Below are 13,616 nucleotides of genomic sequence, written 5' to 3'. Positions count from 1 at the left end.
GTCCTTCATTTGCGCAAGCGATGCGATCTAGCGGTTCTTGCCCGGAACCCACAATATGTCGGCCTTGCCGGCATCATTGGCGAAACGGGCCGCGACGAACAGGAAATCGGACAGGCGATTGGCATATTTCAACGCTGCCGGGCTGACGATCTCATTCTCGGAAACGGAAAGCTCTACCATCAGCCTCTCCGCCCGGCGGCAGACGGTGCGCGCCAGGTGCAGATTGGCCGCTGCCGCGCTGCCGCCCGGCAACACGAAAGAGGTCAGCGGTTCGAGGGCGGCATTGAGTTCGTCGATTTCATTTTCCAGCCGGGTGACCTGGCTTTCAACGATGCGCAGCGGCTCATAAGAAAGCGGCTCGCCATTATCGGGCGTGGCGAGATCGGCGCCGAGATCGAACAGATCGTTCTGGATGCGAAAGAGCATGGCATCCAGCCGTTCCAGCCCGCCCGTATGCAGTCGCGCGACGCCGATGGCCGAATTGGTCTCGTCCACCGTGCCATAGGCCTCGACGCGAAGATCGTGCTTCAGCCGGCGCGGGCCGGAAACCAGCGCGGTCGTTCCTTTGTCGCCGGTGCGGGTGTAGATCTTGTTCAGTTTCACCATGTCAGCGGCCACCGCCGGTGAGCCAGAGGGTGAGCATGATCAGCACGATGGCGATGGCCTGCAAGAGAAGGCGAAGCTGCATCAGCTTGTTGGACCGGTTGGCATCCTGCCCCTTCAGCATGTTGAAGAGGCCGCGTATCAGCACGATGACGACGAGGCCCATGACGATAAGGGCCAGAACGGTGGTGAAGCCGGACATGCGGTATTACTCCTCCTCAATCGAATCTGCGCAGCAGACGATAGAAAAGTCCGGCAGGCAAGAGCCGTTTCAGGATAAGCCCCTGTTTGGCTGGCACCGTGACGGGATAATGCGGCTTCGGTTTTGCCGCCGTCAGGGCGTGTTTCAGCACGGCATAAACCGCATCGGGACCAAGCTTGTGACGGTTGACTGGACCGGAGCCATCCATGCGCGCCAGCTGGCGTTTATATTCCGCCGCATGGGCCGAATTTTCGAGATCGATATGCTCGTTGATATGGGCAAGCGCCGTCGCGGTGAATTTCGAGGTGATGGGACCGGGTTCGATCAGGCTCACATGGATGCCGCTGCCCTGAAGCTCCATGCGCAAGGTGACGCCCAGCCCCTCAAGCGCGAATTTCGAAGCGGTGTAAGCGCCGCGATAACGATAGGGCACGAGGCCGAGAATGGAGGAGCAATGCACGATGCGGCCGACGCCGCGGGCGCGCATGAAGGGAATGACCCGCCGTGTCAGATCGTGCCAGCCGAAGACATTGGTTTCGAACTGGGCTCTCAGCGCTTCGACAGGCAGGTCCTCCACCGCGCCCGGCTGGCCATAGGCGCCGTTGTTGAAAAGCGCATCGATGCGGCCGCCGGTTCGGGCGGCGACGGTATCCACCAGCGCGGCGATGGTTTCGGGCTTGGTGTAATCCATGATCAGGGTTTCGATGCCCTGATTTTCAAGCGCGGCCATGTCGGCGATACGGCGCACGGTGGCGAAAACCCGCCAGCCGTCCCGGTGGAGCGCGCCGGCGCAATAAGCGCCGATGCCCGAGGAACATCCGGTGATGATGATGACGGGCTTTTCAGACATCTGCCGCTCCGGGAAACCGACTATCGCTCTGGCCCGTTTGACCGGCCCATGGAAAACGCATTGCGCAAAATCCTTCTCAGTGACGGAACCGAAAGCCGGGCTTGCGCGCTGTACAAAGCGAAGCTGATTTCCCATATTCGGGACGAAGTTACAAATGAAATGCCGATGAATGGAGGTGACATGGTTGCCGCAGTGCGCCTGGCAGGCAAGGTTGCCTTCGATGCCTATTCCCATTTCGCCGAGGATGACGGCTGGGCGATGGCGAGCCATATGGCGCTTTCCATCCTGCTGGCGTTGTTCCCCTTTCTGATCTTCGGTACGGCGCTTGCCGGTTTTCTCGGGGCCGACCAGTTTTCCGAAACGGCGGTGCATCTGATTTTCGACACCTGGCCTGAGGCGATTGCCGGGCCGCTGGCGGCGCAGGTGCAGCAGGTGCTGACCATTCCGCGCGGCGGGCTGCTGACGATTTCGGTGCTGGCCGCCGCCTATTTTGCCTCCAATGGCGTCGAGGCGCTCCGAATTTCGCTCAACCGCGCCTATCGTGTCACCGAAACGCGATGGTGGTATGTGACCCGCCTGCTCAGCCTGCTTTATGTGCTGATCGCCGTGGTCGTCTTTGCCGGCATAAGCATCGTGCTTGTTGCCGTGCCGGTTGCCACCTCTTTTGCCGAGCAGCGGTTCCCGTGGCTGACGGATGTGCTGAACACCATCTCCAGCCTTGGTCTTTACGGCACCATCGTGGTTCTGACGGCGGGGCTGGTGGCCGCGCATCTTTGGCTGCCCGCCGGCAAACGCCGTATCTGGGATGTCTGGCCGGGCATTCTCTTGACGATGATCTTCTGGGTCATCGGCGCGGCGATCTTTGCCTATTATCTCTCCACCTTCGCCAATTATGCCGCCACCTATGCCGGTCTTGCCTCCGTCATGGTGGTTCTGGTGTTTCTTTACATGGTCGGCGTCATCTTCATGCTCGGTGCGGAGGTCAATGCCGCGCTGATGAAATACAAGGTGCGGCAGATCATCCGCCGCAATATCGGCGGCAGCGGCGCGCGCCGGGAGCGGGCGCTAGAAGAGACCGACAAGCCGGCGGATATCTGAGGGCGTCGCCCCTTCCGCCCGCAGGGCGGAAAGGCCGGTGCTGCCTTCGCTTTTCGAAAGCTTGCGGCCGTCTGCACCCAAAATAAGCCGGTGATGGTGATAGGCGGGCTGCGGCAGGTCCAGCAGGTGTTGCAGCAGCCGGTGGATGGCGGTTGCGTGGAAGAGATCCATGCCGCGCACCACATGGGTGATGCCCTGCAGCGCATCGTCAACCACAACGGAGAGATGATAGCTCGAAGGCGCGTCGGAACGCGACAGCACCACATCGCCCCAGAGCGCGGGAAGGGCCTCGATCTGCCCGGTCTCGCCGTCGCCGCTCTCCTGCCAGAACAGGGGGATGCCGGCGGCGCGCATCGCCTTTTCCATGTCGAGCCGCCAGGCATGCGGCCGGCCGGAGGCCAAAAGCGCATCCCGCTCCGCCTTTGGCCTCTCCCGGTCTATGGTCGGGTAAAGCGGCGCGTCATCAGGATCGCGTGGCCAGAGCCTTCCCTCCGCCTCAAAAGTACGAACGACGGCCTTTGTTTCCCCACGGCTGAGAAAAGCCGGATAGGCGAGGTCCGCGTCGATCAGCATGTCCAGCGCCGCGCGATACTCATCGAAATGTTCCGATTGCCGCCGCACCGGTTCTTCCCAGTAAAGTCCCAGCCAGCCGAGATCATCATGGATCGCCTGCTCCAGCTCCGGCGTGCAGCGCGTCTGGTCGATATCCTCGATGCGCAGCAGAAAGCGGCCGCCATTGTCACGTGCCATGTCATGGTTCAGGAAGGCGGAAAGCGCGTGGCCGAGATGCAGCAGGCCGTTGGGGCTTGGCGCAAAACGGTAAACCGGTTTTTGACGGAGAGGCGAAGGCATGGTTTCTTCTGCCATGTTTTAAAGCGCCCCACCAGCCGGCTGGCGGCATATGGAATGACGGATATGAAAATCATCACCGGGATGGATGACATCAGCGAAGGGCTGGAGCATCTCGCCCACCTCGATCCGGCTCTCAGCCTCATTATCGAAAAAGCCGGTCCGCTGGAGCTGCGCATTCACGAGCCCGGCTTTGCCGGCCTTGCCCATATCGTCGTGTCGCAGATGGTGTCGCGCGCCAGCGCCAACGCCATATGGGCGCGTATCCTTACCGGCACCGGCGGCGTGGTCACGGCGGAAAATTATCTCGGCGCACCCGAGGAATTGCGCGCTGGCTTCGGCCTTTCCCGGGCCAAGGCGACGACGCTGGAAGGGCTGGCGCGCGCCGTCACGGAAGGGCAGATCGATCTTGATGGCGTGGTGCGCAAGGAAGCCGCTGCCGCCCTTTCCGAACTGGTTGCGCTTCGTGGTATCGGCCCGTGGACGGCGGAGGTCTATCTGATGTTCTGCGGCGGGCATCCGGATATTTTCCCGGTCGGCGATGTGGCGCTGAGATCGGCGGTGGCTCACGCGCTTGATCTGGAGGTGAGGCCGGAAGCGAAATGGCTGGCGGAGCGTGCGGCACTCTGGTCGCCTTGGCGCTCCGTGGCCGCGCGGCTTTTCTGGGGCTACTACGCCAATATCATGCGGCGCGCCATGGTGCCTTTACCCTGATACTCCCGCGGCGCTAGAAGTCGGCGATCCTGTAGGGCAGGGCTCCGCGCGAAAGATGATCGAAATGCAGCTTGCGTTTCAACGGCGGCACGGCGCGCTGCACGCAGTCCACCCTTTCGCAGACCCGACAGGAAATGCCGATCGGCTTGAAGGAGGCCGCATTGCCGAGATCGAGCGTATCGGCATAAACGAAATTCTGTGCATGGGAAATTTCGCAGCCAAGCGCGATGGCGTAACGTGGTCTTTCCGTATTGAAACCCGCGCCAGCTTTCTCGATTTGCGTGGCGATGGAAAGATAGCGCACACCGTCAGGCGTTTCCGCCAGCTGCCGCACGATCCTGTCGGAGCTTTCGAAAGCCTGATGGATATTCCAAAGCGGACAGGCCGCTCCGAAACGGGCAAATTGCAGCCGCGTGGCGCTGTGGCGTTTGGTAATGTTGCCGGCGCGGTCGATCTTGGCGAAAAAGATCGGCACGCCCTTCATGCCCGGGCGCTGCAAGGTGCTCAGCCTGTGGGCAACCTGCTCAAGGCTCGCGCCGAAGCGCACGGCGAGAAGCTCCAGATCGTGACGCAGTTCCTGAGCCGCCCGATGAAATCGGCCATAGGGCAGGATGAGGGCTGCGGCGAAATAATTATGCAATCCGATACGACAGATTTCCGCCGCTTCCACATTGCGGAATCCGGCACCGGCCAGCACTCTGTCCACCGTCGCGCCGGCGTGAAGCTGGGCGATCTGCAATGCAAGCTGAAAACAGCGGGTCGGCGCGGCCATGTAGGAGCTGAGAGCGAGCGTTTTGCCGGTGGGGTCGAAGTGCCGGATCAACCCGCCTGCCGCCTCCGTTCTTGTGATATGGATGCCGTAACGGTTGCGCAGTTGCGCGGCCAGAATGCCGTAGGTCTCGCCGCCTTCTATCTCCAGTTCTTCCGCCAGCTCTTCGGCCAGAAGGTCGATCTCGGCGACGTAATTGTCGACGAAGTGGAAGAAATCGCGCACCTCCTCATAGGGGGTTCTTTCCACCTGCGCGGTTCCGCGGCCCAGCCGGTCATCCAGCTGCACCAGCTGCTCGCTGTTCTGGCGATAGGCCTGATGGGCGCGCAGCAGCGCATGGGCAAAACCCGGCGCGTTCTGGGCGATCAGTTTCAGTTCCTGAAGGCCCGGTTCGTAGTTCATGAAGAGCGGATCTTTCAGTGCCTCACGCACGGCGGAAACCAGCCGGTCGCTTTCGCCGGTCGCCAGTTCCGCCATGTCGAGCTGGAATTTTTCCACCAGCGTCACCAGAACGCTGGCCGAAACCGGGCGTTGATTGTTCTCGATCTGGTTCAGGTAGCTCGCGGAGATGCCCAGCCGCTCGGCAAATTGCGCCTGCGTGGCGCGGGCGTTTTCGCGAAGGCCGCGCACCTTGCGGCCGATGAAGAGTTTTTCCGTCGCCATATTGCAACTTTGCAAAATTAAATATTGCAAATATTTATGGCACGCATACGCGCACGATCAAGGCTTCTGGCAGACTATTTTCTGGGTTATGGATCGTAATGACAACGCATGGAGGAAACATGCCCGGCATTCTGGAGCAGTTGGAAACGCGGCGGGAAGAGGCGCGGCTCGGCGGCGGCGTCAAGCGCATTGAGGCGCAACACGCCAAGGGCAAGCTGACGGCGCGCGAGCGTATCGATGTGCTCTTGGATGAAGGTTCCTTCGAAGAATACGACATGTACGTCACCCACCGGGCGGTGGATTTCGGCATGGCGGGCCAGAAGATTGCAGGTGACGGCGTCGTCACCGGCTGGGGCACCATCAATGGCCGGCAGGTCTATGTTTTCTCGCAGGATTTCACCGTGCTCGGCGGTTCGCTGTCGGAAACCCATGCGCAGAAGATCTGCAAGATCATGGATATGGCGGTGCGCAATGGTGCGCCGGTGATCGGGCTGAACGATTCCGGCGGTGCGCGTATCCAGGAGGGCGTGGCCTCGCTCGGTGGTTATGCCGATGTGTTCAAGCGCAATGTCGTCGCCTCCGGCGTCGTGCCGCAGATATCGGTCATCATGGGGCCTTGTGCGGGCGGTGCGGTCTATTCGCCGGCCATGACCGATTTCATCTTCATGGTGCGCGATACCTCCTACATGTTCGTGACCGGGCCGGATGTGGTGAAGACCGTGACGAACGAGATCGTCACAGCGGAAGAGCTTGGCGGTGCCTCCACCCATACGAGAAAATCCTCCGTCGCTGACGGCGCTTATGAAAACGACATCGAGACGCTGGAACATGTGCGGCTGCTGTTCGATTTCCTGCCGCTCAACAATCGCGAAAAACCGCCTGTCCGGCCGTTTCATGACGATCCGGCGCGGCTGGAAGCACGTCTCGATACGCTGATCCCCGACAGCTCCAACAAACCCTACGACATGAAGGAACTGATCCACGCGCTGGCCGATGAGGGAGACTTCTTCGAGCTGCAGGAAGCCTTTGCCCGCAACATCATCACCGGCTTCATCCGCCTTGAAGGCCAGACGGTGGGGGTTGTCGCCAACCAGCCGATGGTGCTGGCCGGCTGCCTCGATATCGACGCCTCGCGCAAGGCCGCCCGTTTCGTGCGCTTCTGCGATGCCTTCAACATTCCGCTGCTGACGCTGGTGGATGTGCCGGGTTTCCTGCCGGGAACGGCGCAGGAATATGGCGGCGTCATCAAGCATGGCGCAAAGCTTCTCTTCGCCTATTCGGAAGCGACGGTGCCGATGGTGACGCTGATCACCCGCAAGGCCTATGGCGGCGCTTATGACGTGATGGCATCCAAACATATCGGCGCGGATGTGAACTACGCCTGGCCGACGGCGGAAATCGCCGTGATGGGAGCAAAAGGAGCGGCGGAAATCCTCTATCGTTCCGAGCTTGCCGATCCCGAGAAGATTGCCGCGCGCACGAAAGAATATGAGGAGCGTTTCGCCAATCCCTTCGTGGCGGCGGAACGCGGTTTCATCGATGAGGTCATCATGCCGCATTCCTCACGCCGCCGCATCGCCCGCGCCTTCGCGTCGCTGCGCAACAAGAGCGTCGAAACCCGCTGGAAGAAACACGATACTATTCCGCTCTAATTTGCTGCAGGGCTGGAAAAATGCTTCGGCCACCTTACTATATGGATGTTCAGGCGCCCGGATTTCCGGATGTCCTCCCGAAACGTACAAGGACACATTTTCATGGCCGAAAATTCCTCCGCAGATAATTTCCCCGCCGGATATGAAGTGCCCAAGGTCTGGACCTGGGATAAGGGCAATGGCGGCCAGTTCGCCAATATCAACCGTCCGATCGCCGGTCCCACCCATGAAAAGGAACTGCCTGTCGGCAAGCACCCGCTGCAGCTTTATTCGCTGGCGACGCCGAACGGCCAGAAGGTCACCATCATGCTGGAAGAATTGCTGGCCGCCGGCCACAAGGGCGCAGATTATGATGCGTGGCTGATCAAGATCGGTGAAGGCGACCAGTTCGGTTCCGGTTTCGTCGGCGTCAATCCGAATTCCAAGATCCCGGCGCTGATGGATCATTCGACCCCTGAGCCCACGCGTGTTTTCGAAAGCGGCTCCATTCTCGTTTATCTCGCGGAAAAATTCGGCGCCTTCCTGCCGAAGGAGGGCAATGCCCGCACGCAGGCGCTGAACTGGCTGTTCTGGCAGATGGGCTCCGCCCCCTTCCTCGGCGGCGGTTTCGGCCATTTCTACGCCTATGCGCCGGTGAAGATCAAATATGCGATCGACCGTTACGCGATGGAGGTCAAACGCCAGCTCGACGTGCTGGACCGGCACCTCGCCGACAACCGTTATCTCGCCGGTTCGGAATATACGATCGCCGATATGGCCGTCTGGCCGTGGTATGGCAAGATCGCGCTCGGTCAGGCCTATGGCGATGCCGGTGCGTTCCTTGAAGCGGACAGCTATAAGAACGTCATGCGCTGGACGCTCGAAATCGGCGAGCGCCCGGCGGTCAAGCGCGGTGTGATCGTCAACAAAACCTCGGGCGATCCGTCCGAACAATTGCATGAACGCCACGATGCCTCCGACTTCGAAACGAAGACTGAGGACAGGATCGGCAAGGCATAACGAAAAGATTAGAGCGCTAAAAGCGCTCTAACTATTTGAATTGACGCATTTCCGGACGTAAAAGCGATTCCGCTTTTACTGGAAATGTTCTGGAAGGACTAAAGATGGCGAACCTGCCCGAAATGACCAAACACAAGGGATTTCCCTCCGGCATGCCGAGCACGGGCGTCCAGTTCACCATCCGTCGCGCCAACCCCAAAGGGGTAACACCTATCAAGATGATACCCCGCCGGGCGCGCAACGATACCAAGGAGCATCGCATCGATGCCGCCTTCCTGCACTCACTCTGGCACCATTTTGGTGCCGAGCCCTTCGAGCGCGGCAATCTCGACGCCGCCCGCCTCAACCTGCTTTTCGGCCGTGAGGTCATACCTGCGGAAAAGAATTTCGATCCGCTTTCCTATCAGGCGATGCTGGTCATCGATGAGCGCGTTGCCCGGCAGAATTTCCCGGAATCATTCGAGAATTTTTTCGAGATCTGAGGGCAGGCGACGGCATTTTTCCTGAGGGGGAGGAGGAACATGATTGTCGACATACTCCATATGGACCTGCAATGGCTGCGACGCTGGGTGAGGCAACGTCGCGGCGGTAACGCGGGCAGAGCATCGGGCAGTCGTGATCCAAAGCCAAAGATGACGCCGGAAGCTGCCCGGCTCGATCACCGGCAGATGCTGCGTTTCATGGCGTTCAATGCGGCGGTCGGCGTGCTGATCGGCGTCTGCGTCGGTGCAGCGCTGATTTTTCTCGACATTGGCGGTTTGGGCGCGCGCATCGGCCGCGCCGCAAATCCGGTTGTGCCGGTATTGCTGGTCGTCGTGCCCATCGCGTCCCTGTTCGGCGCGGCGGCCACCGCCTCGGCGATCCTGATGATGCCCTATGAAAAGAAATTCCGCGACGATGATGACGATGCGAGGGGAGAATAACCGCATGATCAAGAAAATCCTCATCGCCAATCGCGGCGAGATCGCCTGCCGGGTCATCAAGACCGCGAAGAAGATGGGCATCGCCACTGTCGCGGTCTATTCGGATGCGGACGCCAATGCGCTGCATGTGAGACAAGCGGATGAAGCCGTTCATATCGGCCCGGCTCCCTCGTCGCAGTCCTATATCGTCATTGACAAGATTCTCGAGGCGATCGCGAAGACCGGGGCAGATGCTGTCCATCCCGGTTACGGCTTCCTGTCGGAAAATGCTGCCTTCGCCGAGGCTCTGGAAAAGGCGGGTGTCGTCTTCATCGGCCCGCCTGTTGGCGCCATCAAGGCCATGGGCGACAAGATCACCTCGAAGAAACTGGCCGCAAAAGCGGGCGTTTCCACCGTTCCCGGCCATATGGGGCTGATCGAGGATGCGGATGAGGCGGTAAGGATCGCCTCCCAGATCGGTTATCCGGTCATGATCAAGGCGTCCGCCGGCGGCGGCGGCAAGGGCATGCGCATCGCCTTCAACGACACCGAGGCGCGCGAGGGGTTTCAGTCCTCGAAAAACGAGGCGAAATCCTCCTTTGGTGACGACCGCATCTTCATCGAGAAATTCGTCACCCAGCCGCGCCACATCGAAATTCAGGTGCTGGGCGACAAGCACGGCACCATCCTCTATCTCGGTGAGCGCGAATGCTCGATCCAGCGCCGCAACCAGAAGGTCATCGAAGAAGCGCCGTCACCCTTTCTGGATGAAGCGACCCGCAAGGCCATGGGCGAGCAGGCCGTGGCGCTGGCAAGGGCGGTCGGTTACCATTCGGCCGGCACGGTGGAATTCATCGTCGATGGCGAGAGGAATTTCTACTTTCTGGAAATGAACACTCGCCTGCAGGTGGAGCATCCGGTGACCGAGCTTGTTACCGGCATCGATCTGGTCGAGCAGATGATCCGTGTGGCATCAGGTGAAAAGCTTTCCTTCGCACAGGCGGATGTGAAACTGAATGGCTGGGCGATTGAAAGCCGGCTTTATGCCGAAGACCCCTATCGCAACTTCCTGCCTTCCATTGGCCGGCTGACGCGCTATCGACCACCGCGGGAAGGTGCGCAGGAGAACGGAACGGTCATCCGCAACGATACCGGCGTCTTCGAAGGCGGCGAAATCTCGATGTATTACGATCCGATGATCGCCAAACTGTGCAGCTGGGGCCAGGATCGCGAGACGGCCATCGACGCCATGGGGCAGGCGCTGGACCGTTTCGAGGTGGAGGGCATCGGCCACAATCTGCCCTTCCTGTCGGCCGTCATGCAGCATGAGCGGTTCCGGGCCGGAAGGCTCACGACGGGCTTTATCGCGGAAGAATTTCCGGAAGGGTTTTCCGGCGTCGAGCCGGATGAAGCCGCGGCGCGTAAGCTTTCCACCATTGCCGCCATCATCAACCAGCGCGTACAGAACCGCGCGGTCGAAATTTCCGGCACCATCGGTAATCACCGCCGCATTGTCGGCCATGACTGGGTGGTTTCATTTGACGCATTGCACCAAAGGGTCAGCGTTGAAACCGGTCCGGATGGCACGGTGGTCTGCTTTGAGGACGGGGCGGCTTTGGCCATCGATACCGGCTGGCTTCCGGGCCAGAGTCTGGGTCTGTTCACGGTGGCGGGCGAAGTTATCGCCGCCAAGGTTGATCTTGCCGGCGCGGCGGTTCGCCTGCGCTGGGGCGGCATGGATATTCTTGCCCGCGTGCGCAGCCCGCGCGTGGCGGAACTGGCGCTGCTGATGCCGGAAAAACTGCCGCCGGATACATCGAAACTGCTGCTCTGCCCCATGCCTGGTGTCATCACCGGTATTTCGGTGGGTGAAGGCGACGAGGTGGAGGCCGGGCAGGCGCTGGCGACGGTGGAGGCCATGAAGATGGAAAACATCCTGCGCGCGGAAAAACGCGGTCGGGTTGCCAGGGTGGCGGCAAAACCGGGCGACAGCCTCGCGGTGGACGAAGTCATTCTCGAATTCGAGTGATAGCCGCTGCCGTTTTCCGGAACGGATGCGGGCCGGAGCGGTTTACGGGGTCGGGCCTGCGGGCGGCCGTTCGATTTTCGTCACGATCACCGGCCACGGTGCTAGAATGAAATGCAGAAGGGGAGAGATGCATGTCGGGTGAAAAAACGGTGCGGGATTGGCTTCACCTTGCCGAAAAAGAGCTGAAGCGCTCACCGGACATACTCGTCTGGCACACGCCTGAGGGCATCGAGGTCAAGCCGCTCTATACGGCTGACGATCTGCAGAAGATTTCTCATCTTGATAGCCTGCCGGGCTTTGCGCCTTTCACGCGCGGCCCGCGCGCCACCATGTATGCCGGGCGGCCCTGGACCATCCGCCAATATGCCGGTTTTTCCACGGCCGAAGCCTCGAATGCCTTTTACCGCAAGGCGCTCGCCGCCGGCCAGCAGGGTGTTTCCGTGGCTTTCGACCTCGCCACCCATCGCGGTTATGACAGCGATCACCCGCGCGTGGAGGGCGATGTCGGTAAGGCTGGTGTGGCGATCGACAGCGTCGAGGACATGAAAATCCTGTTCGACGGCATCCCGCTCGAAAAAGTCTCGGTGTCCATGACCATGAACGGCGCGGTCGTTCCCGTGCTCGCCAGTTTCATCGTGGCGGGCGAAGAACAGGGCGTTCCCCGCGCCGCCCTTTCCGGCACCATCCAGAACGACATCCTCAAGGAGTTCATGGTCCGCAACACCTATATCTATCCGCCCGAACCCTCGATGCGGATCATTGCCGACATCATCGAATATACGGCGAAGGAGATGCCGAAATTCAACTCCATCTCCATTTCCGGTTACCACATGCAGGAGGCGGGCGCGACGCTGGTACAGGAGCTTGCCTTCACGCTGGCGGATGGGCGCGAATATGTGCGGGCTGCTTTGGCCAAGGGGCTGAATGTCGATGACTTCGCTGGCCGCCTGTCGTTCTTTTTCGCCATCGGCATGAATTTCTTCATGGAGGCGGCGAAGCTGCGCGCTGCGCGCCTGCTCTGGTCACGCATCATGGAGGAATTCAAACCGCAGAAGGCCTCGTCGCTGATGCTACGCACCCATTGCCAGACTTCTGGCGTCTCGCTGCAGGAGCAGGACCCCTATAACAATATCGTTCGCACCGCGTTTGAGGCCATGTCCGCCGTGCTTGGCGGCACGCAGTCGCTACACACCAATTCCTTCGATGAGGCGATTGCCCTGCCGACAGAGTTTTCCGCCCGCATTGCCCGCAATACCCAGCTTATCCTCCAGCATGAAACAGGCGTTACCAAGGTCGTCGATCCCCTGGCCGGTTCCTATTATGTCGAGAGCCTGACCGATGAACTGGCTGAGAAAGCCTGGGCATTGATCGAGGAGGTGGAGGCGCTTGGCGGCATGACCAGGGCCGTGGCGGAAGGCCTGCCGAAACGGCTGATCGAAGAGGCCGCAACACGCCGCCAGGCGGCGGTGGACAAGGGCGAGGAGGTCATCGTCGGCGTCAACCGTTACCGTCTCGAAAACGAGGAAGATATCGATGTTCTCGATATCGACAATGCCGCCGTTCGCGCCGCGCAGATCCGCCGCATTGAGGAGACGCGCCGTCGCCGCGATGGCAAGGACGTGACCTCCGCCTTGGCAGCACTTTCCGAGATCGCCCGCAGCGGCAAGGGCAATATTCTCGAAGCCGCCGTTGTCGCCGCCCGCGCCCGCGCCACAGTGGGAGAGATTTCCGATGCACTGCGTGCGGTCTTCGGTGACCATGCCGCCGTGCCGGAGGTGGTGACTGATATCTACGGCGAGGCCTATAAGGATGAGCCGGAACTCGCCACGCTCGCAGCCCGCCTCTCCGGCGTTGCTGAACGGATCGGCACCAAACCGCGCATCATGGTCGCCAAGCTCGGACAGGACGGGCATGATCGCGGTGCGAAGGTCATTGCTTCGGCCTTTGGCGATATCGGGTTTGATGTGCTGGTCGGCCCCTTGTTCCAGACTCCCGTTGAAGCGGCGGATCTCGCCGTTCAGAACAGGGTTCATGTGGTCGGCATGTCGTCGCTCGCCGCCGGTCACAAGACGCTTGCGCCGCAGTTGGTCGAGGCGCTGAAACAGAAGGGTGTGGAAGACATCATCGTCGTGGTCGGCGGCGTCATCCCGCGGCAGGATTACCAGTTCCTGCTCGACCACGGGGTTTCGGCGATCTTCGGACCCGGCACCAATGTCATGGACGCGGCCAACAAGGTTCTCGACCTGCTCGAAGGCGTCAGGCGGAACGCGTGAGGGGAAGATGGCC

13 protein-coding genes are annotated in these 13,616 nt (G+C 60.7%); 8 read left to right on the top strand and 5 right to left on the bottom strand.

What is annotated here, in order from left to right; genetic code table 11:
* Positions 1-27 precede the first annotated feature (27 nt).
* From V6S97_RS14945 to V6S97_RS14935, 3 genes are read right to left on the bottom strand one after another with little or no spacing between them, the layout of a single operon-like run.
* Positions 28-606, bottom strand: a complete 579-nt coding sequence (locus V6S97_RS14945) for a cob(I)yrinic acid a,c-diamide adenosyltransferase (protein WP_003509589.1) — start codon at positions 604-606, stop codon at positions 28-30.
* A 1-nt stretch (position 607) separates the two neighbouring features.
* A complete protein-coding gene (locus V6S97_RS14940) occupies positions 608-805 on the bottom strand; it encodes a twin transmembrane helix small protein (RefSeq protein ID WP_003497428.1) in 198 nt (65 codons plus the stop codon).
* 16 nt (positions 806-821) lie between these two features.
* Positions 822-1,655, bottom strand: coding sequence for an SDR family oxidoreductase (locus V6S97_RS14935; RefSeq protein WP_087745915.1), 834 nt, complete (start codon positions 1,653-1,655; stop codon positions 822-824).
* Between the two features lie 180 nt (positions 1,656-1,835).
* On the opposite strand from V6S97_RS14935, the gene V6S97_RS14930 reads away from it, so the two are divergent.
* A complete protein-coding gene (locus V6S97_RS14930) occupies positions 1,836-2,753 on the top strand; it encodes a YihY/virulence factor BrkB family protein (protein ID WP_031234460.1) in 918 nt (305 codons plus the stop codon).
* On the opposite strand, the gene gluQRS is transcribed toward V6S97_RS14930, so the two are convergent.
* On the bottom strand, positions 2,721-3,620 hold the full coding sequence (gene gluQRS, locus V6S97_RS14925; RefSeq protein WP_334427295.1) for a tRNA glutamyl-Q(34) synthetase GluQRS: 900 nt from the start codon (positions 3,618-3,620) through the stop codon (positions 2,721-2,723). The genes V6S97_RS14930 and gluQRS overlap by 33 nt on opposite strands.
* Positions 3,621-3,659: 39 nt before the next feature.
* Here gluQRS and V6S97_RS14920 point away from each other — a divergent pair, with 39 nt between their 5' ends.
* Positions 3,660-4,316 (top strand): DNA-3-methyladenine glycosylase family protein, encoded by a 657-nt coding sequence (locus tag V6S97_RS14920; RefSeq protein WP_162266787.1) that lies wholly within the window; start codon positions 3,660-3,662, stop codon positions 4,314-4,316.
* 13 nt (positions 4,317-4,329) lie between these two features.
* On the opposite strand, the gene V6S97_RS14915 is transcribed toward V6S97_RS14920, so the two are convergent.
* Positions 4,330-5,748, bottom strand: coding sequence for a helix-turn-helix domain-containing protein (locus V6S97_RS14915; RefSeq protein ID WP_060724949.1), 1,419 nt, complete (start codon positions 5,746-5,748; stop codon positions 4,330-4,332).
* Positions 5,749-5,867: 119 nt separating this feature from the next.
* Here V6S97_RS14915 and V6S97_RS14910 point away from each other — a divergent pair, with 119 nt between their 5' ends.
* The 6 genes from V6S97_RS14910 to scpA all read left to right on the top strand — a co-directional run bounded on the left by V6S97_RS14910 (position 5,868) and on the right by scpA (position 13,603).
* Entirely contained in the window at positions 5,868-7,400 is a 1,533-nt protein-coding gene (locus V6S97_RS14910) for an acyl-CoA carboxylase subunit beta (RefSeq protein WP_080864779.1), read from the top strand.
* Between the two features lie 102 nt (positions 7,401-7,502).
* Complete coding sequence (gene yghU, locus V6S97_RS14905; RefSeq protein ID WP_003509582.1) at positions 7,503-8,399, top strand: glutathione-dependent disulfide-bond oxidoreductase; 897 nt, start codon at positions 7,503-7,505, stop codon at positions 8,397-8,399.
* Positions 8,400-8,503: 104 nt separating this feature from the next.
* Positions 8,504-8,881 carry a hypothetical protein gene (locus V6S97_RS14900; protein WP_003509581.1) on the top strand — a complete coding sequence of 126 codons (378 nt, stop codon included), beginning with the start codon at positions 8,504-8,506 and terminating at the stop codon, positions 8,879-8,881.
* Between the two features lie 39 nt (positions 8,882-8,920).
* Complete coding sequence (locus V6S97_RS14895; protein WP_003509580.1) at positions 8,921-9,322, top strand: hypothetical protein; 402 nt, start codon at positions 8,921-8,923, stop codon at positions 9,320-9,322.
* Positions 9,323-9,326: 4 nt separating this feature from the next.
* Positions 9,327-11,330, top strand: coding sequence for an acetyl/propionyl/methylcrotonyl-CoA carboxylase subunit alpha (locus tag V6S97_RS14890; protein WP_334427287.1), 2,004 nt, complete (start codon positions 9,327-9,329; stop codon positions 11,328-11,330).
* Between the two features lie 131 nt (positions 11,331-11,461).
* Positions 11,462-13,603 (top strand): methylmalonyl-CoA mutase, encoded by a 2,142-nt coding sequence (gene scpA, locus V6S97_RS14885; protein WP_334427285.1) that lies wholly within the window; start codon positions 11,462-11,464, stop codon positions 13,601-13,603.
* Positions 13,604-13,616: the final 13 nt, after the last annotated feature.

This window comes from Agrobacterium sp. CCNWLW155, from assembly GCF_036888815.1.
In the GTDB taxonomy this organism is placed as follows: domain Bacteria; phylum Pseudomonadota; class Alphaproteobacteria; order Rhizobiales; family Rhizobiaceae; genus Agrobacterium; species Agrobacterium radiobacter.
Note: the sequence above shows the minus strand (reverse complement) of the source record. Positions and strands in the feature narration are given on the sequence as shown.

Excerpts from the sequence above, each read along its gene's own strand:
- V6S97_RS14945 (WP_003509589.1), bottom strand. The coding sequence starts at position 606 with ATGGTGAAACTGAACAAGATCTACACCCGCACCGGCGACAAAGGAACG.
- V6S97_RS14940 (WP_003497428.1), bottom strand. The coding sequence starts at position 805 with ATGTCCGGCTTCACCACCGTTCTGGCCCTTATCGTCATGGGCCTCGTC.
- V6S97_RS14935 (WP_087745915.1), bottom strand. The coding sequence starts at position 1,655 with ATGTCTGAAAAGCCCGTCATCATCATCACCGGATGTTCCTCGGGCATC.
- V6S97_RS14930 (WP_031234460.1), top strand. The coding sequence starts at position 1,836 with ATGGTTGCCGCAGTGCGCCTGGCAGGCAAGGTTGCCTTCGATGCCTAT.
- gluQRS (WP_334427295.1), bottom strand. The coding sequence starts at position 3,620 with ATGGCAGAAGAAACCATGCCTTCGCCTCTCCGTCAAAAACCGGTTTAC.
- V6S97_RS14920 (WP_162266787.1), top strand. The coding sequence starts at position 3,660 with ATGACGGATATGAAAATCATCACCGGGATGGATGACATCAGCGAAGGG.
- V6S97_RS14915 (WP_060724949.1), bottom strand. The coding sequence starts at position 5,748 with ATGGCGACGGAAAAACTCTTCATCGGCCGCAAGGTGCGCGGCCTTCGC.
- V6S97_RS14910 (WP_080864779.1), top strand. The coding sequence starts at position 5,868 with ATGCCCGGCATTCTGGAGCAGTTGGAAACGCGGCGGGAAGAGGCGCGG.
- yghU (WP_003509582.1), top strand. The coding sequence starts at position 7,503 with ATGGCCGAAAATTCCTCCGCAGATAATTTCCCCGCCGGATATGAAGTG.
- V6S97_RS14900 (WP_003509581.1), top strand. The coding sequence starts at position 8,504 with ATGGCGAACCTGCCCGAAATGACCAAACACAAGGGATTTCCCTCCGGC.
- V6S97_RS14895 (WP_003509580.1), top strand. The coding sequence starts at position 8,921 with ATGATTGTCGACATACTCCATATGGACCTGCAATGGCTGCGACGCTGG.
- V6S97_RS14890 (WP_334427287.1), top strand. The coding sequence starts at position 9,327 with ATGATCAAGAAAATCCTCATCGCCAATCGCGGCGAGATCGCCTGCCGG.
- scpA (WP_334427285.1), top strand. The coding sequence starts at position 11,462 with ATGTCGGGTGAAAAAACGGTGCGGGATTGGCTTCACCTTGCCGAAAAA.